Source organism: Mesorhizobium sp. M0140 (assembly GCF_040322475.1).
Lineage (GTDB): Bacteria > Pseudomonadota > Alphaproteobacteria > Rhizobiales > Rhizobiaceae > Mesorhizobium.
This window is the reverse complement of the sequence record NZ_JAMYTM010000035.1, coordinates 19,517-42,046: the sequence shown is the minus strand read 5'-3', so window position 1 is coordinate 42,046 and position 22,530 is coordinate 19,517. Positions and strand designations below refer to the sequence as shown.

Here is a 22,530-nt window from a genome sequence, read left to right as displayed (position 1 = left end):
CCAGCGGATCGGCCATTTCTGGCAGGTTTGACGGTCAACGCGGCGGTGTCGAAAAGGATGCAGCGGGTGGTGTTCGCATGACCATCCAACGTCAGGCAGCGTTGCTGCGTCCCATCTCCCAATCGTCCCGCCAACGTGCGCGCACGGCAATCATCAGCGTGGCCGCTTCCGTCATTCCTGTTTGGAACAGCCTGATCAACTCTCTTGCGACGGCATAGGCCGCCGCCGTGTCAGGCAAAATGGCAAATTCCTGGCACAGCGCGTCAAATGCCGCGCGAAGGATATTCAGGTCACTGGGGTAGAGAGCTTCTGTGTTCATGCGGATGGGTCGGTTAAGCATCAGGCTCCTCCAAACGGGCGAGAGTGCGATAGTCGCTCCAAGCAGCGAAACCCGTTACACAGCCGCGGACCACGGCTTTATGCGGCACAGCCCACCAGCTGTCATTAAACTATGATGCACTCGGCCGTTGTTCATGCGTGAAGATCGCCCACCGCCCATTCATCGCTTAACCTTCGCAAGGGTGTAGACGGCGAAGCCCTATACTCCAGCGACTATAACTCTTCGCGGCGCGATTGATGGGGCACAACGTGCAGCAGAATTTACCAAGCGCAACCGCAGGTGCCGAAGCGGCTGAATCCAAATCGCCTCGTCGCCGATATGAGCGTTTGCTGAACCGAACGCTTGGCGAGACTATCCAAATCAAGACCGTTCTCGATGCCGGATGGCATGTGGGAGGGCCGACGCAGGACACCTGGAAAGCGCGCGCTGCTCAACTGTACCTTTTGTTGATTCATGGCGGGGGGATATAATGCCCCGCGGAACCAGGGGCACTGCCGCGAGTTCTTTGGAATGGCAAATCATCCGGTCACGAGCGCCCTTACCTCAATCGGCACATTGACTTCCCGTCCCGCAGCGTTCCTGGTGTTGCTGGCCTATGCAATCCTTTGGATGATTTTCGAGCGACAGAGCTTGGATTGGCATGGAGCCGCTACATTGTTTACTTGGGCGATGACGCTGTTCATCCAGCGCGCGGAGCACCGCGACACTCAAGCGATCCACGCCAAGCTTGACGAGATTCTGCGGTCAGATCACGCGGCTTCAAACATCACGCGGATCGACGATGAAGAGCCCGAGGAGATCGAAAAACATCGCCATCGCCGGCAGCGGGGCGATTGACGTGCAGCCTTTCGGTTCCGTTGCGTCAGGCGCCCGCAAGAAGACCTCCGGTATTGAGCTTTGGCGAAAGGTGCTCATCTATCTGGCCATTGCCACCATCGCCAGCCTGCTCACGGTGTTGATCATAAATCTCACTCCAGAGTCGCGCGTTCTACGATCAATCGTTCCCCATCGGTTCGACGCTACGGATCCCCAATTTTCCAAGACGATGAGCAGCTATTCGCAAGGGCAGATGTTCGGTTCCAATGCGGTCCAAACTCTCATCAACGGGGACGAAATATTTCCGTCAATGCTGCAAGCAATCGGGGCGGCTCGATCCAGCGTCGACATCGAGACATATATTTATTGGTCGGGAGCCATCGGCTACGAGTTCGCGATCGCATTGGCGGCCAAGGCCAGCGAAGGCGTCGAAGTCCGCGTGAACGTCGACGGGGTTGGCAGCCTTCCCTTCGACGAGGACTTGATCCACATCATGACCACGGCCGGTGTGAGGTTCGAACGCTATCGGCCGCTACGCTGGTATACGTTGGACCGTGTAAACAACCGAACTCATCGCAAGCTGCTGATCGTCGATGGCCGGGTTGCTTTCACTGGCGGGGTCGGCATTGCCGATAATTGGCGCGGGAACTCACGCAACTCAAATGAATGGCGCGACACGCATTACCGGATCGAAGGACCCGCCGTGGCCGCATTCCAGGCGGCGTTCGCCGAAAACTGGCTTGAGATGACCGGCGAGACATTGCAGGGCGCGAAGTTCTACCCTGCAGTTGCGCCCGCTGGTGGGCTCGATGCCCAGCTAGTACTTTCTTCGCAGCCAAACGGCTCGGAGAACATGGAGTTGATGATGTTGGCGGCAATAGCCGCGGCCAAGGATCATCTGCGCATCGGCATGGCCTACTTCGTGCCGGACGACATAGCCCTGCAGCAGATTCTTGATGCAAGGAGGCGAGGCGTCTCGGTCGATGTCATCGTTCCCAATTGGCTGACGGACGTGCCTATAGTGCGAAAGGGTTCACGTTACTTCTGGGGCGAATTGCTCAAGGCCGGTGTGCGCATCTTTGAGTTCCAACCCACAATGTACCATCCGAAGCTTTTGATCGTCGACGATGTCTGGGTGAGCTTTGGCTCGGCTAATTTGGATGAGCGTTCCTTGCGCCTCAACGATGAGGCCACTCTGAATGTCTACGGCATGGAATTCGCGCGGACGCAAATAGACGTTTTCAACGAGGACCTGAAACGATCAAGGCAGGTCAGTGTGGAAGAATGGCAAGCTCGTCCGCTAAGCGAAAAGGTCACCGACTACTTTGCGAGCAGGTTTCGCTCCCAGCTTTAATAATAGCGAGGGTGCGGAGATGCAAAGTCCCCGCAATTGCTCGCCATTGGTATTGATAGACGCTCTCGGTCGAAGTTAAACGCCGTGCCGTGGTTCTGCACGGATGTGGAGAGCCTAAAATACTTCAATCACCTTACGGCTTCTCTTTTTGAGAGCCTGGATGGATTTGCGATGAATTTGCGGTTGCGCCGGCGACGTCTCCACCAGATGCTGTGCAAGCCTTGCTTGTCTCAGCCGCGCCGTCTTCTCGGCCCGTTCCGCTCGTTCAGCGTCCAGCATCTCTTGGCTGATACGCTTGGCGCGGTCGTATCTTTCCTTGTCGTGATTGCGAGTCACGGACACCTCCTAGCCAGCAACAGAAATCCTGCGAAACTTTTTGGTGACACGTGGCTTGCGTTCGATGGGACCGCGCGTGACGGCTTGTGCGAGGCGCGCTTCCTTCAATCGCGCCGTCTTGGCGGCGCGCTCAGCACGTTCCTTGTCGACAATGAGTGCTGCAGCCGATGTGGTCTTCTCGTTGCGACCGTCATCATTGGTCCGCGGCATCTCAGCGCCTCGCCTTAATTCTTGTCGCCCGCAGTGCCATTTTGTACCCGGGTCGTGCTCTAACTTGGTCTATCGTCCTCTTGGCGGAGCTTTTGCCTGCATGAGCCGGCTTCTTGCGCAGGTGGTTGTCGTTGTCCGCTCGTGGGATGGCCATCTCGGTTCTCCTATGCGGGCCCAACTTCGAAATGGCGGAAGTGTTCCCAGGCAGCTCGCAAGCTGCTGGGCTATTTTCGGATGCAGCGGCGGATCCCAAGGCATGCGATCCGGGCCTGGCGTCGTTTGCCAACTCGCGTCCAGCGATTGATAACGACCCACCTTGCAGGTGCGCGAATGAGCAGCGGGACTGCTCGAGGCAGGTTCATAGCTGATTTCACGCTTGGAACACGTTGTCGGTCTTTAGGTTGTCCAAACGGCGTGATGCCGCAGGTGTCTACGATGAACTTTCCTCGCGACGCGATGGTTCAGACTTTGCTGCAGCAAGGGATCCCGCGGAAACGCATAAGCTCGGCATTGCAGGGAATTCGGCGCTAGGGTCGTTGAACCACTACCGGGTGTGTCTGCAGTCAACCTTACAGGCAGCCGCAGGTCCAGACGAGGAGCACGGTTCCAAGCGCATACGGGACAAGAAGCAAACCTATCGACACCCAGAAAGCCGGCTCTGCCAAGGCGGCCATGTCCTTGCGAAACTGCTCCATAGGGCTACCCCGACAACTTCGACAAACGAATAGAGCTAACCTGATAAAACCTATGGCCCGCTTTTGGCATCTTCGACCTCCAGCGCATCCATGACGGCTGCCACATCGCTGGCTTCTCCGTCGACGCCACCATGCACCCCAGTTCCGGCATTCTTTAGCGCTTGCTCGATCGCATCTTCAATGTTTCCAAGCTCGTCCTCACGCACCTCGCGACCATAACCGGCCGCTTCGGCATCCTGCTCGAATTGCTGGGCCAGCACGGCGAAGCTGACTTCCTCTTCGCCAGCCAGAGTGCCGACATTCTCCTGCAGCCAGTTTTCAAAAAATTCTTTGGTCGCGTTCATCTGATAACTCCTCCGCCGGGTTAAGCGCGGCGGCGATCCGAAGTTCCGCCATGCCGTCACTTTCCCAATCAGCAAGGGCTATGCTCAGGATAGGCTTGGCTGATCATCTTACGAACAGACGCTCGTGCGCTGACATTCATGGAAGACAGCCTGAACTTTCAGGGGTTCACATGGACCGGCCGCTTCATTTGGTCTTTTGCGCATCCGGCGCAAACAGGGCCTGCCCCGCCAGCTTCGCGTGCAATGCGCGGGCCAGGTCAAGATGTTCCAGCACCGTCGGCAGCTTTTCGGAGGCGAAGCGCTGAACCGCTGCATCCTCGCCCGAGCCTATCTCCCAAGCCAGGAGTTGCGCCGTCTTTTGGTGATCGACGATCTGCGCTCCCAGGTAAGCCAGCTCAAACGCGGTGCCGTCGAGTTTTTCGAGATCGGAACGGATTTTTTTGTGATCTGGGTCGAGCCCTTCGGGAAGTGGAATTTTGCTTTTATCTGCCACGGATTTCAGCTGCTCATTGGCCTTGTCGTGATCATCGACCATCCGATTTGCAAATTCCCGAACCCCATCGTGACTTGTCTTTCCAGCCGCGAGCCGACCTAGCTCTATCTCGGACCTGCCGCCTACCATAATCAGCTGGGCGAAAAGCCGATCCTGATAATTCGTCTGATGCGGTGCTGGAACTCCAGGCTTCTCCATACTCGTATCGGGAGCAAGGCCGGCTGGATTGCCGATTTGCGCCAGCGCACAGCAGGGCGACAATGCCAGGGCTACTGTCATTACGGCAGCACGCATGATGTCCTCCATTCAGTACCGAATTAACCCTTCGGCCGCGGTTTCCCCGGTGTTCTAGAGCGTGAGCAGATAGGCCACCAATGCATCCTTTTCCGATTGGTCGAGCTTCGTTCCGAGCACCAGGTTGAAGAACTCTACGGTATCGCCCAGCGTCATTAGGCGGCCGTCATGAAGATAGGGAGGAGAATCCTTGATCCCGCGCAACGTGAAGGTCTTGATCGGTCCATCCGGTATGGCAACCTGATCGTTGAACGTCTGGCCAACTTTGTAGAATCGCTCAAGCTTCAGATCGTGCATGTTGTTGTCCATGAAGGACAGACTTGGAACATGACATTCGCCGCAGCGGCCCTTTCCCATGAACACCTGCTCGCCCTTGATCTCCAGCGCATTGGCGGCAGCCGGGTCAAGTCGTCCGAACGGATCGAGCTTCGGTGCCGGCGGAAAATCGACGATGTTCTGCATCTGCGCCATCATCGCAACCTGGTTGGGCCGATCCGGCAGATTCACGCCCTTGCGGGTGGCGCTCACGTGATCGCCGTTGAAATAGGCGGTGCGCTGTTCGAATTCCGTAAAGTCCTCCACGGAACGCAGCGAGCGTTTGGACCCGTGGATCTGCTGGTTGAACAAGCCGCGCAGACTGGTTGTGTCGAGCCGGAAGCGCTCGGCTTGCGGCCGCACGTCCGGAGTGAGGTGAAACGCCGCGTTGGTGTGGAAATTGGAATGGCAATCGAGGCACGCCACACCCGTGCTTTGCATCGCTACCTTCCTGTCCTCGGTCTGATTGAATTCCTCCTGCGGAAATGGCGTCAGCAGCAGACGAAGCCCTTCCATCTGCACGGGCGTGATGATGCCGTTCATGTATTCATAGAAGTTGCGTATCGTCAGCAGATCACCTCGCGACACATCGCCAAGCTCCGGGTGCGTGGTGAGAAATATTGGAGGTGGAAATTCCGGCGTAAGATAATCCGGCAGGTCGAAATCGACATCGAAGCGACGCAGATCCCGTCCTTCATCAGCGCCGATCTCTCTTATCTGACTTTCAGGAAAGACCTGACCTCCAGTGGCCTGCTTGACGTGCGGCAACGGCAGGAAACCTTGCGGCAACAGACCACGATCACGAATTTCCTGAGGAGTTTTCGCTGCCAGGCTGCTCCAGGTTTCGCCTGCCGGCAGTTTCACTCGCGAGCCTTCTTGCACAGCTTTGCGCCCGCCCGACATCATGACGCCCCGCATCGGCCGGTCAGCCAGATCGTAACGTCTCTCAAGCAGGCCGCTTTGCCGTTGTGTCACTGCCGGTTTTTGCGCTTCGTCAGTCTTCTTGACCGCGGAAAAAGGCAAGCTTGGCAATGGACGATACGTCAAATCCGGCGGCAGCGGGTCCGAAGCAACATTGAGCGCGAATGTCGCAGCCCCAAGCAGGACTGGCAAACCAAGATTGAAGATACGCGACATATCTCCTCCCCACAGCGTTGAATTTGACCCCAACCAGTGCGCGCCAGCTTTGTTCCCGAGCTTTGGAAAAAGCCGATCAGCCGCCGACTGGACAACGCAACGCATGATCGTCCCACGCTCGGCTTCTCGGTGATCACCGGTGTCGCTGTTTTGGAAATGCGCCGATCTGCGTGGCTGAACGCGGACCACGATTGTGCTGCTCGAACTATTGCCCGCGATCTCGCCATTTTCTAGCTGATGACTGCACGCCCGCCGATCGACTGGTGCCCTGTAACCCTGCGAAGCTATTCTATCCCGACAGTTCGGATTGAATAACCTCATCGGTTGGCGACCCATCAGACGTGACTGCGCTTTTGACCTGGTCCATCCCGAACTGAGCGACCTGAACCATCATAGCCTTGGCCTTTGCGATGAGTTCGTCGTCGGGAAGACTATGCCCGGCCTGCAGGGTGACTGTAATCCACTCGCCTCCCTCCCCGCGGAATTCCACGACCGGTGCCTGGTCTCGGCTGACGACAATTTCCATCATCTGCATAAGAACCTCCTCCTCGCTTCGACTGTAGCGGCCAGCCGAAACTCAACGCAGCTCGGCCGTCTAATCCTTGACATAAGCCCCAGGCTGACGACCGCCTCTGGGCGCCTTGGCGTCTTTCGAACGCTCGGCGATCGCAGGACCTGCTCCAGAGGTTTTCTCTGCGGCCGGTGAAGGTGTCGCCTGCTTTGGCGGGGTCCTGCCGCCCGATTTTTCCGATTTTTCGGGGCGGGGTGATATGCCAACTGAAGAATTGTCTGAAGAAGTCATGGCCCGTTTCCTTGGCTGCGAAATTCCATTACCAACCTGCGAAACGCCGTGACGTTCCATCGTGAATAGATCTCCCGTGACGTTCCATCGTGAAAACAAGATCTCCGCTGGTGAACCCGGGGCCTCGCTGAGCCAACGGGCTGTTTCGCAAGACAAACGGTAAATGCCGGCCAGCTCGGGCAAGACAGAGCTTAGCCTGACACATGGCAGCGTGGCAGCAGAATACGAGCCGACACGAAACTCTAGAGATACCCATCGCCGAACGCGGTGACGGCAACAGCTTCGGTCATTCTGCAGAATGCGTTTCAGCGCCGCGGCAATGCCCATCGCCCGAGGTCCAGGAGCCTGAATCCAGCGCCGACCAGCAAAAGGCTCGCGATACAGGCCGAGGCCGCAGCTCAACCGATGAGGAACAATATCTCCTTTTGAAAGTTCTGGCCGACCCGTGAAGGAGAATGAAAAATGTCAGAATCGCGCGAATGGCTTGTCCAATGGCTCAGGGATGCTCACGCTATGGAGGAGCAGGCCGAGACCATGTTGAATGGGCAGCTGAACCGAATTGAGAACTATCCTGAGCTCAGCGACCGGATTCGCCAGCACGTCCAGGAGACCAGACAGCAGGCTGCTCGGCTGGAAACCTGTCTCGACCGCATCGGACAAGGATCTTCCACATTGAAGGATGCCGGCGGCAAGCTGACGGCAATGGCGCAGTCGCTCAGCGGGGTCTTCGCCGGTGACGAAGTGATGAAAGGATCGCTTGCAAGCTACACGTTCGAGCACATGGAAATCGCCTCCTACACAATCCTTATCGCCGCTGCCAAATCTCTGGGTGAAGCAGAGGTCGCCCAGGTCTGCGAAGAGAACCTGCGTGAGGAAGTCGCGATGGCGGACTGGCTGAAAAGCCATATTCCAGCGACAACCGAACAGTTCCTCGCGCGGACCGACTCGGAGAGTGAGAACGCCAAGCGTTGATCGGTCGGTCATTTGCCGAATAAGAGATCGCGCGTTGCGCCGAGCTCGGCGCAACGCGCATTGAGGTTGAGGCGTTACCGGTGTGAAAGGCACTTCGAAGGAAAGGCAGTTTTCGTCAGTTTCTCCGTGCCGCGATTTAGCATCCCGACATGCAGGTCGAGCCAAGGACATCTCCATCTAACTCAAGAGCCAGGCGAAGCACGTCATGTGCGGCAAGATGTTGAGGGCCGGAATTGAACATTGAAATTCCGGACGGAGCTCTCTGCTATGCGGCCGTTTCTTGAGAGCTCGCCGAACTGCCGTTTACCCCGATAGTTCCTATTGCTCGCTGTTTTGCGACACTTCCCCATCCCCAACCATCTCCGCCAGCCGGCTGAGGAAGTCCATCAAAGCAGCTTGCGGCTCGTCGATTTCGCCGACGACGACCGAAATGCCCCAACGCCCAAGAACGGCCTCCTCCACAGGGTTTCGGCTGGTCATGAGGATGAACGAGGGCGGGCGATCTTTCTCATAGCCGGACCGATGCCACGTCTGCCAGAGACGGTGCAACAGCAACCGAATATTTGGGTCGGAAAGGCTATAGCCAATGAAGAGGATCGTGCTGCCGAGTGCATCCGAGCGAAAACGCACGTCCAGCGGAGAATTGAAGGACAGGCGATCGAGGTAGTCCGTTTCGGTGAGGACGAGGGACGAATCCTCGTCGAAATCACCATGGAACTTGACGATGTGGGTAACGCCTTGGCGGGCCTGCGCTACATCGCGTGCATTGGCCACTTTCACGTAGTCCCGGCCGTATATCTCATAAGCCAGTTCTAGGTTCCGGTCATAATTAGTTGTGTAGATGACAGGGAAGTCGAGCCTCACGATGAGACGATGCAACTCGGATTTCTCGATCCGGTCCTTGGGGACGGACCAGTTTCTGTCCATCCAACTGCGAAGTGGCCCGATGCTGCCATGCTTGATCCGATAGTACTCGGCCAGGGTTTGAAAACGATCGCGTCGCGTGGAAAATTCGTCGTCGACGCCGAGCTCCTTTGCCATTCGCTCTATCAGCTTCTCCCAGGAGGGTAGTCCAACACTGATCGACACCCCTGCCCCAACAAACAGAATTGCGCTGCGATGGCGAATTGCGTTGGCGAGCGAATCTACAGGGTCATCGTTCATCAAGTCTTTTGAGGCCACCCGCGCAGGTCGACCTTCCTCCCTCACATCTGGTCGTTGTTAGGCTGCTTGGTGATCCCCACCTGCCTGGCCAGCTCGGAAAACGGTGGCACACTCGCTTCGAACTGCTTGGTGTTAGCCAGCCGCAAAAGACGCAAAGGGAAACACACTGCGTCGCGGTTAGCAGGCGACATATCCTCGAAGAGGCGCTCATCAACCGTGAACGAGGCTTCGGCGTTTTTCAACGCCGTGTCGATATCATCGACCGAGAGAAGGCCTCTGCGGACCAAGGCGTTATTGACGGCCGCGACCGCCATGAGCAAACCTTCCAATTGCAGGTTGGCGACGTTCATGGGCCATGTCCTTCATATCGTTGGAAGCCCGTCGATAGATAATCCTGCTCCGGAGGCCTTGTGCCGTGCCGGTGATGGGGTTGTCGCTTGCCAGAGCGTTTTGGCTGCGCGGCGGCGCCGGGATTGGCATCTGGTGGCGCCATGGCTTGGATCTCCGCTGGGCTGCTGGACAACTCTCCACATGCCTCGAGGTTCCGGATCGCCATGGCACTACCGTCGGGTGCACGAGGTGATCGAGGTTTGGTCTTCAGACTACGATTCAACAAGCGCGTTACATGGTTCCTCCGCGAGCGCGAGCCGCCTTCGGCAGAAGATGCCAGCCGCGTCCCGCTCTAGCCAAAAGCAACCGTCTGCAAGGCGTTCGGCAACTTTAGAGCTCCGACTGTGCCTCCCAGATGGGCCATATAGAGCCATATAGAAACGACCAGGCTGATGCCTGCTAAGGTCTCGGGATCTCGTTTTATCGGCGACATCAGGCTGCCGCGCTCGGCAGGTCAGCAGATCCGATGGAGGGAACAACCCGGCACGGTGATGGTTCGGTGGCATCAAAGGTGATAGAGAACGATGGGTAAAAAGCCCAAACAGCACACAGAAGCCACGGCGGATCGTGAAAAAGCGATCGAAGCGCTCTACTTTGCGCGCAAGTGCGGCCTCACCAAGGAAGAGGCACTCAAGATGTTCAGGAAAGCCCAAATCAGGATCGATGATGGACCCAAAAGGCACTCCGGCAAGCGAACTTAGAAGCGTTCGTCGAGCGCTCGTCTCAGCCAGCGGCGGCGCATGATCTTCTTCACCTCCGACACGCATTTCAACGATCCCCGCATTTTGCGGCTCGACCCCCGCCCCTTCAGTTCATTGGCGGCGCATGACCAGGCACTGACTGAACTTTGGAACGAGACTGTTGCTCCAAACGACGAGGTTTGGCACCTCGGCGACTTTGCCAGGGGATCGGCCGAGACAGTGTCTTCGCTGCTGTCCTGCCTCCACGGCACCAAGCACCTCATCATCGGCAACAACGACGGCGTGGTAACGCTCCGCGCTTCGGCTTGGGCTAGCGTGCAACACTACAAGGAGCTGACTGTCGAGGGCCGTTTCTTGGTTCTTTGCCACTACCCGTTCCGCACCTGGAACCAGATCGGCAAGAAATCGATAAACCTGCACGGCCATTCTCATGGCCGGCTGAAGCCGATGACGCGCCAGCACGACGTCGGCGTAGACGCCTGGGATTTTCGCCCAGTCACTTTTGCTGCCATACAGGCCAGGCGGCGCCGCCGAGGTTAGCGCAGCAGATGTTCGAACGATCGACGTCTTTACGTGGTGATGCTAGCCGCAAACAGGAATCCAGAAATCCTGCCCCTGGGGTATTGCAGCCTTGCCTGGAACGCACCGCGAGTAAACCGGACCGAGGAGCGCCCCACCCGTCTGCACAGCCGTCACAACCTTTGGGACAGGCGCCGACCCCCGTCGTCACCCCGGCGGCGCGCCACTGGCGCCCAATCGTTCATCCACCTCGCTTGAAACGAGCTTCAATCGCCGTCCTTGGCGATCTCAGTGCCACATTCTCTCTCTAAGCCACTTAAGAAACCTGTTCCCTCCAATCGACCGGCGGACTCTAGCGGCAGCCCACTGCCCTCTGAACGTGGTTCCGACATGGCAACTGCAGACGATGTCATGCAACTCACCGTCAGACAGTTCGAAGAAGCGCTTTGCTTCCCCATAGGTGTCATCCTTCAGGCCTAACGCACGCAGTAGCGGGTCCTCGAAGGCCACTGTAATTGGCGAGCCCTCACCGCGTGCTGCGTCGCGGGCTTCCCGCTTCAGATACTCAGTGCCGGTAAGGGCTCTCAGGCGTCGCTCGGGATGTTGTGCCAGCAACTCTGCCCAGCGCTCAATACGCTGTTGCCGGGTCATGATCGGGTATGTCGAGAGGGGTTCTACTTCTGCAATTGTCTGCAATTGACTTAGAGTTTGGTGTTCCATCGTCGGCTCCTTTTGATCGAAGTCCCTTCCCCACAAAAACTATCGCGCGCCTACGCACTGACAAGAGCCGGTAAGGCGGCCACTTGCCCGACATGGATTGCGAAATGACAAAAAACAGCGCATTGCTCCGCCGGCGCGCGAAACGATATCTCATCCCAAATCAGACCGAAGCCGTTCAGAACGAACAGCTCGCCACCCGCCCACAACAACAATTTAAATTAGTAACGCCTTATGGAACTTTGGGGTTGGCGTTTCATTTCATCGGCATGGAGGCCACTGTAATCCAGTGAATTGGATCTTGAGACAGGCACAAGGCCGACAAGGCGCCCCTTCCACGTAGCTTGAGCCAACCAAAAGAAAGACCTGCTTCGCGGTTCGGCGCGTCCGCCATTTCTGACAAAATCGATGTCCGCTTCCAGGCCGGCAAACACACAACCCAAACGACAGGAATGAGGGCGCTTTGCGGACATTCGCATAAGCCCAAAACTGGACCTACATCGAGCCGGCCTATCAACCTGCTGCTGGGCATATTCAACAGCCTGTCGGAGCGCGTGCAGGGCAAGATCGGCGTCCCGTGCCGAAGGGCTTAAAGAAAGACAAGGCCGAGAGGACCAAGCCAGGCTTGGTCGGCCGGGTCAAGTTTTTCTGAAGGGCGAAGAAACTGCGCCATGCAAAGCTGCTGGACTACCGTGAAGAATAACTAACATTGGCGAGGGTACTGCCAACGTTGAGGAACAGAACCGTGTGCCTGACGTTGTGCCGGATCGACGTCTAGGAGAAACGGCATGGTGGCGCCACGCGCGGTCTGGAAGGGCTTTCTGAGGGTCGGTTCCGTGTCATGCGGGGTGAAGATAGTGGGTGCCACAAGCGAGGCATCCAAGATCCACTTCAAGATTTTGAACCGCAAGGACGGTTTACCCGTCAAAAGCGCCTATGTCGATGAAGAGACTGGCGACGTTGTCGAAGCCGAGGATCAGATCAAAGGGTATGAGGCGGACAAGGATGATTTCATCCACGTCGAGCCGGACGAGTTAAAGAAACTGAAGCTTACGTCGCAGCATACACTTGACGTCGATTCCTTTGTTCCGGTTGCCGAGATCGACACACGTTTTCTGGAGAAACCATATTACTTGATCCCGGCAGACGGTGCCTCCCTGGAGGCCTTTGCCGTCCTGCGCGATGCGATGGCCAAGAAGCGCGTTGCGGCACGCTCCTGCGTCGTACTCTATCAGCGCGGGCGCGAAGTGTTGATACAGCCCCTTGGAAAAGGGATGTTGCTGACCGAGCTACGGACCCACAATGAGATGACATCGGAAGACACCGTCTTCGACGATGTGAAGAGCGCAAAATATGATTCGGATTTGCTCGAAATCGCGGGGCTTCTCATCGACAAGAAGGTGACAAAGTTCGATCCTTCGAAATTCGAGGACACCTACGAGGACGCGTTGATTGCCATGATTGACGCCAAGCGCAAGGGCAAAAAACCCCCGAAACCGGTACCGAAACCCAAGGAGAACGTGGTCGACTTGGCCTCAGTTCTTCGAAAGAGCCTCGCCAAGGAAGGGATCGGCCAAGATCGGCCAAAGGCCAATAGCCGCAAATCAGCTTAGGTGCTGGAACCGGCACTCGTTCGTTGCTCATCCATATCGCTTGCCGAGAAGCGGAGCCTTGAGCGCGTCTAGCTGATCCTGAAGGCGGCCTTTCTCCACGATCATTTCCTCAGGGCCTTCGCAAACGGCACCGTGCACTGCTCCGTTGCCTCGCTCTAGACAGATTCACCACTAGCATTTTCGGGAAGAGCCGCGCTCGTGTCCGCACCGTCTGACTGGCGCGTAACATGCTGTGTAACAATCGATTCTTAGATTTCTTGATTTGCTTGGATCGGAGGCAAGAATCGAATCCCACTTCCTCCGCCATCCCGCTCAGGTCCATTCCGGACACATAGGTTACGGTTTGCACCGAAGACATGATGACAACCTCGTGCCCAGCGGGTTGTCGATTGGTTGCAAGGTCCTCTGTTCCAAGTCGATATATCCGAGCTGCGAGGTCATCGATCACGAGCGCCCTGTTGCGTCAGGCTGACTTTGAAGTTTGGATAGATGACGTCCATTTCTTCTCGGAAGCGCTCCGCCGAACATCTCCATGGTCCTTTCAATGAGGCGATAGATAGCCAGGCTGCGCCGACTGTAGTCGCGGCCAATGGATGGAGGAAGTGATCGTTGATGACGGCCGGCCGCCCTGCATTCAGGCGGCTCGTCTTGTGGGCGGGGGTGACCCGGCTCAGCATGTTGGCGCTGGATCGCTCAACGCTTTCGTCGCCCCGCCCAGTTCAGCCGGCGGTGCTCGGCACAGGCGTGTTGAGCAGTTGCTGCTCCCAGAGGTACGCGATGCCGCTGCCAGCGGCGTGCTGCTTGAGCACTTCCGTCAGCTCGCCGACGTGCTCGGTACGCGCCCAGTCGCGCTGCCACTCCGATGCCAGCGCCAGCCAGGTCATCATGTTTGCGCCGGCCGCGATCATGCGTTGGATGGCGACCTCGTGCGCTTCGACCGACGTGCCGCCCGAGGCGTCGGCGATGACCGTGACGTCCCAGCCTTCGCCCAACGCCTGGATAACCGGCATGGCGACGCAGATCTCGGTCCACAGGCCGGCGATGATGAGCTGCCTGCGGCCGGTCGCCTTGACCGCGTTCACGACCTTCCTGTCTTCCCAGGTGTTGATGAACGTCCGGTCGATGACCTCCTGGCCGGGAAATACGTCGGTGATGTGGGGGAAGATCAGGCCGCCCCGATCGGCAACGACGCTGGTCAGGATGGTGGGAACGCCGAAGGCCTTTGCGACCTTTGCCAAGGCCGTCGAGTTGTTGACCACTGCATGCGGATCGTGGCTGTTCAGGTTCGAGAGCTGGTAGGGCTGGTGGTCGATCAGAACGAGGACCGAATCCTCGGGGCGAAGAAGTGAATCAAGGCCGTTACGAAAGGTCATAAGAACTTCCTCTCTCTGCCGCCTGGACGGCGTGGGTTTTCCGGGAGACATGCGCCAGCGGGCGACGTTGCCTGAACGCAATTTGCTGTTCCTTTTGGTGATGCGATAGTGCCATAATCAGGCAAGCTGTGTCGCGAAACGAGGAACGCCGAATTGGATATCGAGGATCTACAGACATTCGTCGTAGTGGCCGATGCCGGGGGCGTATCGGCCGCCGCGCGCCGGCTCGGCGTCTCCAAATCAATCGTCAGTCGCAGGCTCTTTCGGGTTGAGGCGGAGCTTGGCGTCCAGCTTCTTGCACGAACGACCCGCGGTGCCGCGCTCACAGAAGCGGGAATCACGTTCAGAGACCATGCGGCCCGAGCCAGCGCCGAGATTGATACGGCCAGGGAAGCGATCCTCCCCACCGGTGAGTTGCGCGGCCGCCTGAGGGTTGCCATGCCGCTTACTTTCGGCGCGACCCATTTTGCTCCCGTGCTCGCGGAAATGGCGCGTCTGCACCCGAAGCTTCACATCCATACTTCTTATAGCGATCGCTTCGTCGATCTCATCGCAGAGGGTTTCGATTGCGCGATCCGGGGCGCCTACCTTCAGGACTCCAACCTGATCGCGAAGCGCGTCGGGCCTATCCATGGAAAGCTTGTCGCGAGCCCGGATTACATCAAAGCGCACGCGTCACCCGAGACTCCGGACGAACTCGTCACCCATCAGGCCCTCATGCAGGGAACGGAAGCCTGGCAGTTCATGGATGGCGACAAGATTGTTACGGTCCAGCCGCAGGGCAGGTTCAAGGCCGACAGCGCCACGGCGCTTGCCGCGACGGCGGCGGCAGGTCTCGGCATCGCCTGGCTCCCCGATTGCATTACACATGAATATGTAGCCTCCGGCGCGCTGGTCCCGATCATGACACGCTATCCGGTACCTCCGGGAGCTGCGTATGTCGTACGCCCGCCGGGGCAGCATCCTACGCGGAAAGTGCGCGTGCTCACCGAGATGCTGATTGAGTATTTCAAACGCAACCCGGATCTTTGGGGTCTTGACGGCTAGGACACGAACGGTTCGAAGCCGTGTCAAAGAACCGCGTTCGACGGTCCCATTGCTCCGAGCCGTTGCGTTCGGCGACATTGCTTGCACGTTCCGTGCGTCAGCGCCCTTACAGAGCCTTTAGCCTTTGGAAAGGGAGATGTGTTTCTTCTCGAGGGAGCAGGCGGCGCGCCGGCAGCAGAGGCGAATCGATGGATATCTTCGGCATCAAGGCACTGTTGATCTGCGCGCTGATCTTCATTCCGTTCGAACATCTGTTTGCCGAGCGGCCGCAGAAGATCTTCCGCAAGGGCTTCGCTGTCGATCTGATCTATCTGCTGTTCAACGGCTTCATCATAAAGCTGGCCATCGTCATGATGGCGGCAGGCGCGCTCGGTGCCGCTGCGCTCCTGGTCCCGCCGGCGATAACGAAGGCCGTCAGCGGCCAGCCCGTCTGGCTGCAGGTTGCCGAAATCATCGTGATCACCGATATCGGCGTCTACTGGACACATCGGGCCTTCCACAAAATCCCCGCGCTTTGGAAGTTCCATGCCGTTCACCACGGCATTGAGGAACTCGACTGGCTCGGGGCCTTCCACAATCACCCCGTCGACGCCATCGTCACAAAGGCAATATCGCTGACGCCGATCTTTTTCCTCGGCTTCTCGGAAGCCTCGATCGCCGTCTTTTCGACCATCTACCTTGGACACACGCTGCTTGTGCATTCAAACGTGCGGATTCCGTTCGGCCCCTTGAAGTGGCTGATCGCCAGCCCGCAGTTCCATCGCTGGCACCATGCCAACCAGCGCGAAGCCTATGACAAGAACTTCGCCGGGCAGTTGCCTTTCCTCGACATGCTGTTCGGGACCTACAATCCCACCGGCGACAAGGTGCCGGACAAGTACGGCGTCGACGATCCGATCCCTTCCACCTATTTCGGTCAGATCGGCTATCCGCTCCTGCGCCGCAGGAAGCTGAACCGAGCAGTGCCGAACACCGAAGCCTGACAGCTGGCCCGACGGTGCGGTATCCACCCCGATCCGCTTTCGGGCCGTAGAACGCCGAACCACGGGAAGGCTTTTCGCGTCGAATCGGCTAAACCCTGAGGCATGAACGAGACGTCTCTCTATGCGCCGGTGAAGCGGTTCCTCGAAAGCCTCGACTTCGTCGTCAAAGGCGAGATCGGCGGCTGCGATGTTGTTGCATTGCGCGAGGGGGAGCCGCCGGTTGTCGTCATCTGCGAGTTGAAGCTGCAGTTCAATCTCGAACTGGTGCTGCAAGGTGTCGATCGCGCGGCGGCCTGCGACGAGGTGTGGCTGGCCGCGCGCATGTCGGCCCGCGGCAAGGGCCGCGAAAGCGACGCCAGATTTCGCAATCTCTGCCGCCGTCTTGGCTTCGGCCTGCTCGGTGTGACCGCGACGGACCGGGTCGAGGTGCTTCTCAGCCCGATCGCGCTGGCGCCGCGCAAGAATGCCCGCCGGCGCTCTCGTCTGGTTGACGAGCACCAGCGCCGTCGCGGCGATCCCGTTGCCGGAGGAGGATCGCGCAATCCGATCATGACGGCCTATCGTCAAAGCGCCCTCGCCTGCGCTGCCGCCATGGTGGACGGACCCAGGCGACCGCGTGATCTCAAGGCGGTGACGCCGATCGCGCCCAAGATACTGCAGCACAATGTCTATGGCTGGTTCGCGCGCGTCGACCGCGGCCTCTACGATCTTACGGATGCAGGCCGTGCCTCTTTGGTCCGTTGGCCGCAGGCATCGCACGCCCGACACGCAATTTTGAACGCACCGGCCATATGATTGAAGATTCCGGCGGCGCTCGCGGCGGTCCGCTCGGTTGATTTCTCCGACAAAATGTGTTGCTTGTCCCGCCCATGAAGAAGCTCTGCATGACCGCCTTGGCGTCAGTGACACTGAGTTTTCCAGCCAGCGCAATGGACAATGCATTGCGCGCCGGTCTGATGAAACTCGATCCCCAAACCCGTCTTGAACAGCGTTGCGACGCCGAAGTGCTCGACCGCATCACCCATGACGATCGCAAGTTCAAAGCCGATCGCGTCGTCGCCTACGCCTTCGCCACGCCCGAGATGGGTGCCGATGCAATCAAGAGCCCGGGTGCTGCGTTTCGCAGCAAGGGGCAGTGGTACCGGCTGAAATTCAAGTGCCAGACCGCGCCGGACCATATGGAAGTTTTGCAGCTCCGCTACCGGATCGGGGACGAAATTCCAGAAGCCGACTGGGCAAGGTACAATCTCTACGATTGATTTGTGATCTGCCATGGTTTGCCTGGCTGTCGCGAGTGCCGCGAAGCCGTGATCCGGCTTGACGCAATGCTGCTTCGGTGATGCAGCCACGCGTGATCCCTTGACGCCAGGGGACCACCAAGTTAGGGCCTCTGGATAATCGACGAACACTCGGCAAAATCAGCAAGGGCTTCCTGTCGATGGACATTTTTTTCAGCGCTGCCAGTCTGACCGCCCTGCTGCAGGTCATCGCCATCGACCTCGTGCTGGCCGGCGACAATGCGATCGTCATCGGCCTCGCCGCGGCCGGCTTGCCCGCCGAACAACGCAAGAAGGCGATTCTTCTCGGCGTGGTGGCGGCAACGGTGCTGCGCATCGGGTTTGCCGCAATTACCGTCAAGCTGCTGGCGATCGTCGGCCTGCTGCTCGCCGGCGGCATCCTGCTGCTGTGGGTCTGCTGGAAGATGTACCGCGAGTTGCGTACGTCGCATGCCGATGAATTGGAAGCGACCGAGGCACTGTCGAATTCGGACCTCAACAGCGACCAGGCGGTCGCCGGCAAGACGAAGCGCAAGACCCTTGGCCAGGCTGCCTTGCAGATTGTCGTCGCCGACGTGTCGATGTCGCTCGACAACGTGCTGGCGGTGGCTGGAGCGGCGCGCGATCATTTTCCGGTGCTGGTCATCGGCCTTGTGTTGTCGATCGCCCTGATGGGGCTGGCCGCGACTTTCATTGCCAAGCTGCTGCATCGCCACCGCTGGATTGCCTATGTCGGCCTGCTGATCATTTTCTATGTGGCTGTGGACATGGTCTATCGTGGCGCGGTGGAGGTCTGGCCGCATGTAAACGGTGCGGTCGGCTGAGGCTGGCGGACATCGGCATCTTCACTCAGTGGAAGCAAGACCGCCGTGCGTTTTGCCGCATCGCGGGCCTGCCCATACCAATGCCGCAATAAGTGTGGTACTGCGCCGGCAATCCTGAAAAGCCCGGAAAACCTTTATGTCCGCTCCCCGCGTGAGTTTTGTCAGTCTTGGATGCCCGAAGGCCCTCGTGGATTCGGAGCGCATCATCACGCGCCTGCGCGCCGAAGGTTACGAAATCGCGCGCAAGCATGACGGCGCCGACCTCGTCGTCGTCAACACCTGCGGCTTTCTCGATTCCGCCCGCGACGAGTCGCTCAACGCCATCGGCTCCGCGCTTTCGGAAAATGGCCGAGTGATCGTCACCGGTTGCCTGGGCGCCGAGCCGGACGTCATTCGTGAAAAGCACCCTAACGTGCTGGCGATCACCGGGCCGCAGGCCTATGAGAGCGTGATGGCTGCGGTCCATGAGGCCGCACCGCCTTCGCACGACCCCTATATCGATCTCCTGCCACCGCAGGGCGTCAAGCTGACGCCGCGCCACTACGCCTATCTCAAGATTTCCGAAGGCTGCAACAACCGCTGCACCTTCTGCATCATTCCCGCACTGCGTGGCGACCTCGTCTCGCGGCCGGCGGCCGATGTGCTGCGCGAGGCTGAGAAACTGGCCAAGGCTGGCGTCAAGGAACTTCTGGTCATCTCGCAGGACACCAGCGCCTACGGCATCGACATCAAGTACCAGACGTCGATGTTCGGCGACCGTGAAGTGCGCGCGAAATTCCTCGACCTTTCGGAGGAACTGGGCAAGCTCGGCATCTGGGTGCGCATGCACTATGTCTACCCCTACCCGCATGTCGCCGACGTCATCCCACTGATGGCCGAGGGCAAGATCCTGCCTTACCTGGATATTCCGTTCCAGCATGCCTCGCCGCAGGTGTTGAAGAACATGCGCCGGCCCGCACACGGCGAAAAGACGCTCGAGCGCATTCGCGGCTGGCGCGAGGTATGCCCTGATCTGGCCATCCGCTCCACCTTCATCGTCGGCTTCCCCGGCGAGACGGACGACGATTTCGAGATGCTGCTCGACTGGCTCGATGAAGCCAAGATCGACCGCGCCGGCTGCTTCAAATATGAGCCGGTCCGCGGCGCCCGCTCCAACGATCTCGGCCTTGAACAGGTCCCGCAGGAAATCAAGGAGGCGCGCTGGCATCGCTTCATGCAGCGCCAACAGAAGATTTCGGCGACGCAGCTGGCCAGGAAGGTCGGCAAGCGCCTACCGGTGCTGATCGACGAGGCGCACGGCACATCGGCAAAGGGCCGCACCAAATACGATGCGCCCGAGATCGACGGCTCGGTGCACATCCAGTCGCGCCGCCCGCTGCGCCAAGGCGACATCGTCACCGTCAAGATCGACCGTGCCGATGCCTATGACCTCTATGGTTCGGCGGTCTGACGGTCCGTATTTACTACATCTGGCGATAATTCAGCCGTCTTAACCCGCGCAGCCGCGATCCGCTCTATGGTTTGTGGACCGTAGATGCGGGAAATGCGGATGAACACCAGACCTGCGGAACAAAATTACATCGCGACGCTGGACCTGCTCAGGCTGGCGGCAGCACTTGCCGTCGTGTTCTTCCACTATTTCTTTCGCGGCGCTGCCGCCGAAGGCTACCTTGCGCAAGGCTATCCGCTTGCCGCACCATTCGCCCTCTACGGCTATCTCGGCGTCAACCTGTTCTTCCTGATCAGCGGTTTCGTCATTGCCTGGTCGGCGGAAAACCGGAACTGGGATCAGTTTGCGATCGCGCGGTTCGTTCGCCTCTATCCGGGTTTTCTGTTCTGCATGACGATCACCTTCGCGATTGTCTTCCTTGTCGGGTCGCCGCTGCTTTCGGCCTCTTTCGTTCAGTATGCCGCCAATCTGTCGATGTTCGCGCCGGCCTTCGGCCAGCCCTTCATGGACGGCGTCTACTGGTCGATCGTGCTTGAACTGGTGTTCTACGGATGGATCACGCTGGCCCTGTTCACCGGGCTCTTCCAGAAACGCAAGCTGGAGCTGATCTTCATCTGGCTGGCGATCTCGGCCTTGAACGAGTTCTTCATCGGCAGCGGCGGAGCCAGGCTGCTGTTCCTCACCGAGTTCGGCCCGTTCTTCGCCGCCGGCGTGCTGGTCCACCAAATCCATTCGCATGGCCGTTCTGTGCCGGCCCTGCTGCTGCTTGCCGCCGCGTTCCTGATCTCCTGCGGAACGCTATCGGTGACGCAGCACTGGATGCTTGGCCACTACGGCATTGCCGTTGCCTCGGCCAATCTCGTCGTCGCCAACGTCGTCATGCACGCGGCCTTGATCGGCGCGGTGCTGCTGCGCGACCGTGTCAGGGCATCGGGGCTCACTCTGGCGCTGGGCGGGCTGACCTATCCGCTCTATTTGCTGCACCAGGACATCGGCTATCTCGCCATCAATGCGGCAACGCCCCTTGTCGGCAAATGGATTGCCGCTCTTGGTTGCGTCGTGCTCATGCTTTTCATTTCGTGGGCGATCTGGCGCACCTGCGAACAACCGGTACAGCGGTTGCTCAGGTTTTGGCTCGGCCGCGCGGTCGATGCCGGACGAACGCGGTTTCGTCGCCCCTCTGCCGGCGCACAGCCCGCCGAATGAAGAAGGGCGCCTCGCGGCGCCCCTCCGTCTCATGTCTCGCGCTGCTTATTTCGGCAGCTTGTCGTCGACGCCTTTCACATAAAAATTCATGCCGAGCAGCGTGCCGTCGTCGGCGACTTCACCATCCTTCAGCCACGGCGTGCCGTCCTGCTTGGCAACCGGTCCGGTGAAGGGATTCCAGCCGCCGGCGATCTTCTTTTCGGTGGCTTCGGCCATCGCCTTCACGTCGTCGGGCATGTTGGTGTAGGCCGACATCTTGACGGCGCCGTCCTTGATGCCGAGCCAGACATTGTCCGGCTTCCAGGTGCCGTCGAGCGCGGCCTGGACGCGGCTGATGTAATAGGGACCCCATTCGTCGGTGAGCGAGGTCAACTGCGCGTTCGGCGCGAACTTGATCATGTCTGAGGACTGGCCGAAGCCTTTCAGCTTGCGCTCCTCGGCCACCTGCAGGGCAGCGGTGGAATCGGTGTGCTGGACGATGATGTCGGCGCCTTGGTCGAACAGCGCCTTGGCGGCGTCGGCTTCCTTGCCCGGATCGAACCAGGAATTCACCCAGACGATCTTGGCCTTGAAGTTCGGGTTGATCGACTGTGCGCCGAGCATGAAGGAGTTGATGCCCATCACCACTTCGGGGATCGGGAAGGAAACGATGTAGCCGGCAACGCCGGCCTTCGATTCCTTGGCGGCGATCTGGCCGAGCACATAGCGGCCTTCATAGAAACGCGCATTGTAGATGCCGAGATTGTCAGCGGTCTTGTAGCCGGTGGCGTGCTCGAACATCACCTTCGGGAATTTCTTGGCGACCTTCACTTCCGGGTCCATGAAGCCGAAGGAGGTGCCGAAGATGATCTTGCAGCCTTCGCGAGCCAGGCGCTCGAAAGCGCGGTCGGCGTCGGGGCCTTCCGAGACGTTTTCGAGATAGGCGGTCTCGACCTTGTCACCGAGCGCCTTCTCCACCTCGAGACGGCCCTGGTCGTGCTGGTAGGAGTAGCCGAAGTCGCCGATCGGGCCGGTGTAGACCCAGCAAGCCTTTAGCTTGTCCGCCGCCTCGGCCGTCGCTGCCAGCGACATGGCGGCGGTCGTGGTCATCAGGGCAATAAGCAGTTTTTTCATCGTGTTACCTCTCTGAGTTAAGCCTTGGAGCTTCCCGTTTGTTTT

27 protein-coding genes and 2 pseudogenes are annotated in these 22,530 nt (G+C 58.9%); 15 read left to right on the top strand and 14 right to left on the bottom strand.

The window, feature by feature from the left end; genetic code table 11:
- Window positions 1-91 precede the first annotated feature (91 nt).
- The gene (locus tag NKJ37_RS26865) at window positions 92-340 is read right to left on the bottom strand and encodes a hypothetical protein (RefSeq protein WP_127296096.1); all 249 of its coding nucleotides are present in this window, start codon (window positions 338-340) and stop codon (window positions 92-94) included.
- A gap of 510 nt (window positions 341-850) precedes the next feature.
- Between NKJ37_RS26865 and NKJ37_RS26860 the strand changes: the two genes are divergently transcribed.
- Both NKJ37_RS26860 and NKJ37_RS26855 read left to right on the top strand, forming a co-directional pair.
- Entirely contained in the window at window positions 851-1,177 is a 327-nt protein-coding gene (locus tag NKJ37_RS26860; protein WP_352721459.1) for a low affinity iron permease family protein, read from the top strand.
- Window positions 1,122-2,510, top strand: coding sequence for a phospholipase D-like domain-containing protein (locus NKJ37_RS26855; RefSeq protein WP_352775730.1), 1,389 nt, complete (start codon window positions 1,122-1,124; stop codon window positions 2,508-2,510). The genes NKJ37_RS26860 and NKJ37_RS26855 overlap by 56 nt, the downstream gene beginning before the upstream one ends.
- A gap of 114 nt (window positions 2,511-2,624) precedes the next feature.
- Here the strand turns inward: NKJ37_RS26855 and NKJ37_RS26850 are convergent, their stop codons facing one another.
- The 5 genes from NKJ37_RS26850 to NKJ37_RS26830 all read right to left on the bottom strand — a co-directional run bounded on the left by NKJ37_RS26850 (window position 2,625) and on the right by NKJ37_RS26830 (window position 6,334).
- Window positions 2,625-2,846 (bottom strand): hypothetical protein, encoded by a 222-nt coding sequence (locus tag NKJ37_RS26850; RefSeq protein ID WP_081734899.1) that lies wholly within the window; start codon window positions 2,844-2,846, stop codon window positions 2,625-2,627.
- 9 nt (window positions 2,847-2,855) lie between these two features.
- Window positions 2,856-3,056: a hypothetical protein gene (locus NKJ37_RS26845; protein WP_128305827.1), complete on the bottom strand. Its 201-nt coding sequence runs from the start codon at window positions 3,054-3,056 to the stop codon at window positions 2,856-2,858.
- A gap of 745 nt (window positions 3,057-3,801) precedes the next feature.
- Window positions 3,802-4,095, bottom strand: coding sequence for a DUF768 domain-containing protein (locus tag NKJ37_RS26840; protein ID WP_128305828.1), 294 nt, complete (start codon window positions 4,093-4,095; stop codon window positions 3,802-3,804).
- Between the two features lie 184 nt (window positions 4,096-4,279).
- A complete protein-coding gene (locus NKJ37_RS26835) occupies window positions 4,280-4,882 on the bottom strand; it encodes a DUF4142 domain-containing protein (RefSeq protein ID WP_352775727.1) in 603 nt (200 codons plus the stop codon).
- Window positions 4,883-4,936: 54 nt separating this feature from the next.
- The gene (locus tag NKJ37_RS26830) at window positions 4,937-6,334 is read right to left on the bottom strand and encodes a cytochrome B6 (RefSeq protein WP_352775724.1); all 1,398 of its coding nucleotides are present in this window, start codon (window positions 6,332-6,334) and stop codon (window positions 4,937-4,939) included.
- A 36-nt stretch (window positions 6,335-6,370) separates the two neighbouring features.
- Here NKJ37_RS26830 and NKJ37_RS26825 point away from each other — a divergent pair, with 36 nt between their 5' ends.
- Window positions 6,371-6,568 (top strand): hypothetical protein, encoded by a 198-nt coding sequence (locus NKJ37_RS26825; RefSeq protein WP_352775721.1) that lies wholly within the window; start codon window positions 6,371-6,373, stop codon window positions 6,566-6,568.
- A gap of 55 nt (window positions 6,569-6,623) precedes the next feature.
- On the opposite strand, the gene NKJ37_RS26820 is transcribed toward NKJ37_RS26825, so the two are convergent.
- Entirely contained in the window at window positions 6,624-6,869 is a 246-nt protein-coding gene (locus NKJ37_RS26820; RefSeq protein ID WP_352775718.1) for a hypothetical protein, read from the bottom strand.
- Window positions 6,870-7,598: 729 nt separating this feature from the next.
- Here NKJ37_RS26820 and NKJ37_RS26815 point away from each other — a divergent pair.
- A complete protein-coding gene (locus NKJ37_RS26815; RefSeq protein ID WP_023811902.1) occupies window positions 7,599-8,108 on the top strand; it encodes a ferritin-like domain-containing protein in 510 nt (169 codons plus the stop codon).
- A gap of 116 nt (window positions 8,109-8,224) precedes the next feature.
- On the opposite strand, the pseudogene NKJ37_RS26810 reads toward NKJ37_RS26815, so the two are convergent.
- The 3 genes and pseudogenes from NKJ37_RS26810 to NKJ37_RS26800 all read right to left on the bottom strand — a co-directional run.
- Window positions 8,225-8,377, bottom strand: a pseudogene (locus tag NKJ37_RS26810) (NADH-quinone oxidoreductase subunit D); the annotation flags it as partial.
- Between the two features lie 49 nt (window positions 8,378-8,426).
- On the bottom strand, window positions 8,427-9,272 hold the full coding sequence (locus tag NKJ37_RS26805; protein WP_050592710.1) for an SIR2 family NAD-dependent protein deacylase: 846 nt from the start codon (window positions 9,270-9,272) through the stop codon (window positions 8,427-8,429).
- Window positions 9,273-9,313: 41 nt separating this feature from the next.
- Complete coding sequence (locus NKJ37_RS26800) at window positions 9,314-9,622, bottom strand: hypothetical protein (protein ID WP_023811900.1); 309 nt, start codon at window positions 9,620-9,622, stop codon at window positions 9,314-9,316.
- A 564-nt stretch (window positions 9,623-10,186) separates the two neighbouring features.
- On the opposite strand from NKJ37_RS26800, the gene NKJ37_RS26795 reads away from it, so the two are divergent.
- Together NKJ37_RS26795 and NKJ37_RS26790 are read left to right on the top strand one after the other, a co-directional pair.
- Complete coding sequence (locus NKJ37_RS26795) at window positions 10,187-10,363, top strand: hypothetical protein (RefSeq protein WP_352775715.1); 177 nt, start codon at window positions 10,187-10,189, stop codon at window positions 10,361-10,363.
- A 39-nt stretch (window positions 10,364-10,402) separates the two neighbouring features.
- The gene (locus NKJ37_RS26790) at window positions 10,403-10,903 is read left to right on the top strand and encodes a metallophosphoesterase family protein (RefSeq protein WP_352442910.1); all 501 of its coding nucleotides are present in this window, start codon (window positions 10,403-10,405) and stop codon (window positions 10,901-10,903) included.
- A gap of 267 nt (window positions 10,904-11,170) precedes the next feature.
- Here NKJ37_RS26790 and NKJ37_RS26785 read toward each other — a convergent pair whose 3' ends face one another.
- Complete coding sequence (locus tag NKJ37_RS26785) at window positions 11,171-11,602, bottom strand: hypothetical protein (RefSeq protein ID WP_023811898.1); 432 nt, start codon at window positions 11,600-11,602, stop codon at window positions 11,171-11,173.
- 104 nt (window positions 11,603-11,706) lie between these two features.
- Between NKJ37_RS26785 and NKJ37_RS26780 the strand changes: the two genes are divergently transcribed.
- Both NKJ37_RS26780 and ku read left to right on the top strand, forming a co-directional pair.
- The gene (locus NKJ37_RS26780) at window positions 11,707-11,892 is read left to right on the top strand and encodes a hypothetical protein (protein ID WP_352775712.1); all 186 of its coding nucleotides are present in this window, start codon (window positions 11,707-11,709) and stop codon (window positions 11,890-11,892) included.
- A 495-nt stretch (window positions 11,893-12,387) separates the two neighbouring features.
- Window positions 12,388-13,212, top strand: a complete 825-nt coding sequence (ku, locus tag NKJ37_RS26775; protein WP_127297173.1) for a non-homologous end joining protein Ku — start codon at window positions 12,388-12,390, stop codon at window positions 13,210-13,212.
- A gap of 336 nt (window positions 13,213-13,548) precedes the next feature.
- Here the strand turns inward: ku and NKJ37_RS32010 are convergent.
- Window positions 13,549-13,641: pseudogene (locus tag NKJ37_RS32010) on the bottom strand (transposase); the annotation flags it as partial.
- 290 nt (window positions 13,642-13,931) lie between these two features.
- Window positions 13,932-14,585 (bottom strand): hydrolase, encoded by a 654-nt coding sequence (locus NKJ37_RS26770; protein ID WP_352677260.1) that lies wholly within the window; start codon window positions 14,583-14,585, stop codon window positions 13,932-13,934.
- A 153-nt stretch (window positions 14,586-14,738) separates the two neighbouring features.
- Between NKJ37_RS26770 and NKJ37_RS26765 the strand changes: the two genes are divergently transcribed.
- From NKJ37_RS26765 to NKJ37_RS26735, 7 genes are all read left to right on the top strand, one after another.
- Window positions 14,739-15,632: a LysR family transcriptional regulator gene (locus NKJ37_RS26765; protein ID WP_352775708.1), complete on the top strand. Its 894-nt coding sequence runs from the start codon at window positions 14,739-14,741 to the stop codon at window positions 15,630-15,632.
- A 188-nt stretch (window positions 15,633-15,820) separates the two neighbouring features.
- Window positions 15,821-16,615 carry a sterol desaturase family protein gene (locus NKJ37_RS26760; protein WP_352443140.1) on the top strand — a complete coding sequence of 265 codons (795 nt, stop codon included), beginning with the start codon at window positions 15,821-15,823 and terminating at the stop codon, window positions 16,613-16,615.
- A 102-nt stretch (window positions 16,616-16,717) separates the two neighbouring features.
- The gene (locus NKJ37_RS26755; RefSeq protein ID WP_352443141.1) at window positions 16,718-17,410 is read left to right on the top strand and encodes a DUF2161 domain-containing phosphodiesterase; all 693 of its coding nucleotides are present in this window, start codon (window positions 16,718-16,720) and stop codon (window positions 17,408-17,410) included.
- 56 nt (window positions 17,411-17,466) lie between these two features.
- Window positions 17,467-17,874 carry a DUF930 domain-containing protein gene (locus NKJ37_RS26750; protein WP_352443142.1) on the top strand — a complete coding sequence of 136 codons (408 nt, stop codon included), beginning with the start codon at window positions 17,467-17,469 and terminating at the stop codon, window positions 17,872-17,874.
- A gap of 179 nt (window positions 17,875-18,053) precedes the next feature.
- Window positions 18,054-18,716 carry a TerC family protein gene (locus tag NKJ37_RS26745; protein WP_023811892.1) on the top strand — a complete coding sequence of 221 codons (663 nt, stop codon included), beginning with the start codon at window positions 18,054-18,056 and terminating at the stop codon, window positions 18,714-18,716.
- Window positions 18,717-18,852: 136 nt separating this feature from the next.
- Window positions 18,853-20,166, top strand: coding sequence for a 30S ribosomal protein S12 methylthiotransferase RimO (gene rimO, locus NKJ37_RS26740; protein ID WP_013531645.1), 1,314 nt, complete (start codon window positions 18,853-18,855; stop codon window positions 20,164-20,166).
- A 99-nt stretch (window positions 20,167-20,265) separates the two neighbouring features.
- Window positions 20,266-21,372: an acyltransferase family protein gene (locus NKJ37_RS26735; RefSeq protein ID WP_352443143.1), complete on the top strand. Its 1,107-nt coding sequence runs from the start codon at window positions 20,266-20,268 to the stop codon at window positions 21,370-21,372.
- 45 nt (window positions 21,373-21,417) lie between these two features.
- Here the strand turns inward: NKJ37_RS26735 and NKJ37_RS26730 are convergent, their stop codons facing one another.
- Window positions 21,418-22,485, bottom strand: a complete 1,068-nt coding sequence (locus NKJ37_RS26730; protein WP_352759850.1) for a BMP family ABC transporter substrate-binding protein — start codon at window positions 22,483-22,485, stop codon at window positions 21,418-21,420.
- Between the last annotated feature and the right edge of the window lie 45 nt (window positions 22,486-22,530).

Excerpts from the sequence above, each read along its gene's own strand:
- NKJ37_RS26755 (WP_352443141.1), top strand. The coding sequence starts at position 16,718 with ATGAACGAGACGTCTCTCTATGCGCCGGTGAAGCGGTTCCTCGAAAGC.
- NKJ37_RS26760 (WP_352443140.1), top strand. The coding sequence starts at position 15,821 with ATGGATATCTTCGGCATCAAGGCACTGTTGATCTGCGCGCTGATCTTC.
- NKJ37_RS26770 (WP_352677260.1), bottom strand. The coding sequence starts at position 14,585 with ATGACCTTTCGTAACGGCCTTGATTCACTTCTTCGCCCCGAGGATTCG.
- NKJ37_RS26730 (WP_352759850.1), bottom strand. The coding sequence starts at position 22,485 with ATGAAAAAACTGCTTATTGCCCTGATGACCACGACCGCCGCCATGTCG.
- NKJ37_RS26815 (WP_023811902.1), top strand. The coding sequence starts at position 7,599 with ATGTCAGAATCGCGCGAATGGCTTGTCCAATGGCTCAGGGATGCTCAC.
- NKJ37_RS26865 (WP_127296096.1), bottom strand. The coding sequence starts at position 340 with ATGCTTAACCGACCCATCCGCATGAACACAGAAGCTCTCTACCCCAGT.
- NKJ37_RS26805 (WP_050592710.1), bottom strand. The coding sequence starts at position 9,272 with ATGAACGATGACCCTGTAGATTCGCTCGCCAACGCAATTCGCCATCGC.
- NKJ37_RS26840 (WP_128305828.1), bottom strand. The coding sequence starts at position 4,095 with ATGAACGCGACCAAAGAATTTTTTGAAAACTGGCTGCAGGAGAATGTC.
- rimO (WP_013531645.1), top strand. The coding sequence starts at position 18,853 with ATGTCCGCTCCCCGCGTGAGTTTTGTCAGTCTTGGATGCCCGAAGGCC.
- NKJ37_RS26835 (WP_352775727.1), bottom strand. The coding sequence starts at position 4,882 with ATGCGTGCTGCCGTAATGACAGTAGCCCTGGCATTGTCGCCCTGCTGT.
- NKJ37_RS26785 (WP_023811898.1), bottom strand. The coding sequence starts at position 11,602 with ATGGAACACCAAACTCTAAGTCAATTGCAGACAATTGCAGAAGTAGAA.
- NKJ37_RS26820 (WP_352775718.1), bottom strand. The coding sequence starts at position 6,869 with ATGCAGATGATGGAAATTGTCGTCAGCCGAGACCAGGCACCGGTCGTG.
- NKJ37_RS26735 (WP_352443143.1), top strand. The coding sequence starts at position 20,266 with ATGAACACCAGACCTGCGGAACAAAATTACATCGCGACGCTGGACCTG.
- NKJ37_RS26790 (WP_352442910.1), top strand. The coding sequence starts at position 10,403 with ATGATCTTCTTCACCTCCGACACGCATTTCAACGATCCCCGCATTTTG.
- ku (WP_127297173.1), top strand. The coding sequence starts at position 12,388 with ATGGTGGCGCCACGCGCGGTCTGGAAGGGCTTTCTGAGGGTCGGTTCC.
- NKJ37_RS26830 (WP_352775724.1), bottom strand. The coding sequence starts at position 6,334 with ATGTCGCGTATCTTCAATCTTGGTTTGCCAGTCCTGCTTGGGGCTGCG.
- NKJ37_RS26845 (WP_128305827.1), bottom strand. The coding sequence starts at position 3,056 with ATGCCGCGGACCAATGATGACGGTCGCAACGAGAAGACCACATCGGCT.
- NKJ37_RS26795 (WP_352775715.1), top strand. The coding sequence starts at position 10,187 with ATGGGTAAAAAGCCCAAACAGCACACAGAAGCCACGGCGGATCGTGAA.
- NKJ37_RS26860 (WP_352721459.1), top strand. The coding sequence starts at position 851 with ATGGCAAATCATCCGGTCACGAGCGCCCTTACCTCAATCGGCACATTG.
- NKJ37_RS26745 (WP_023811892.1), top strand. The coding sequence starts at position 18,054 with ATGGACATTTTTTTCAGCGCTGCCAGTCTGACCGCCCTGCTGCAGGTC.
- NKJ37_RS26780 (WP_352775712.1), top strand. The coding sequence starts at position 11,707 with ATGACAAAAAACAGCGCATTGCTCCGCCGGCGCGCGAAACGATATCTC.
- NKJ37_RS26855 (WP_352775730.1), top strand. The coding sequence starts at position 1,122 with ATGAAGAGCCCGAGGAGATCGAAAAACATCGCCATCGCCGGCAGCGGG.
- NKJ37_RS26800 (WP_023811900.1), bottom strand. The coding sequence starts at position 9,622 with ATGAACGTCGCCAACCTGCAATTGGAAGGTTTGCTCATGGCGGTCGCG.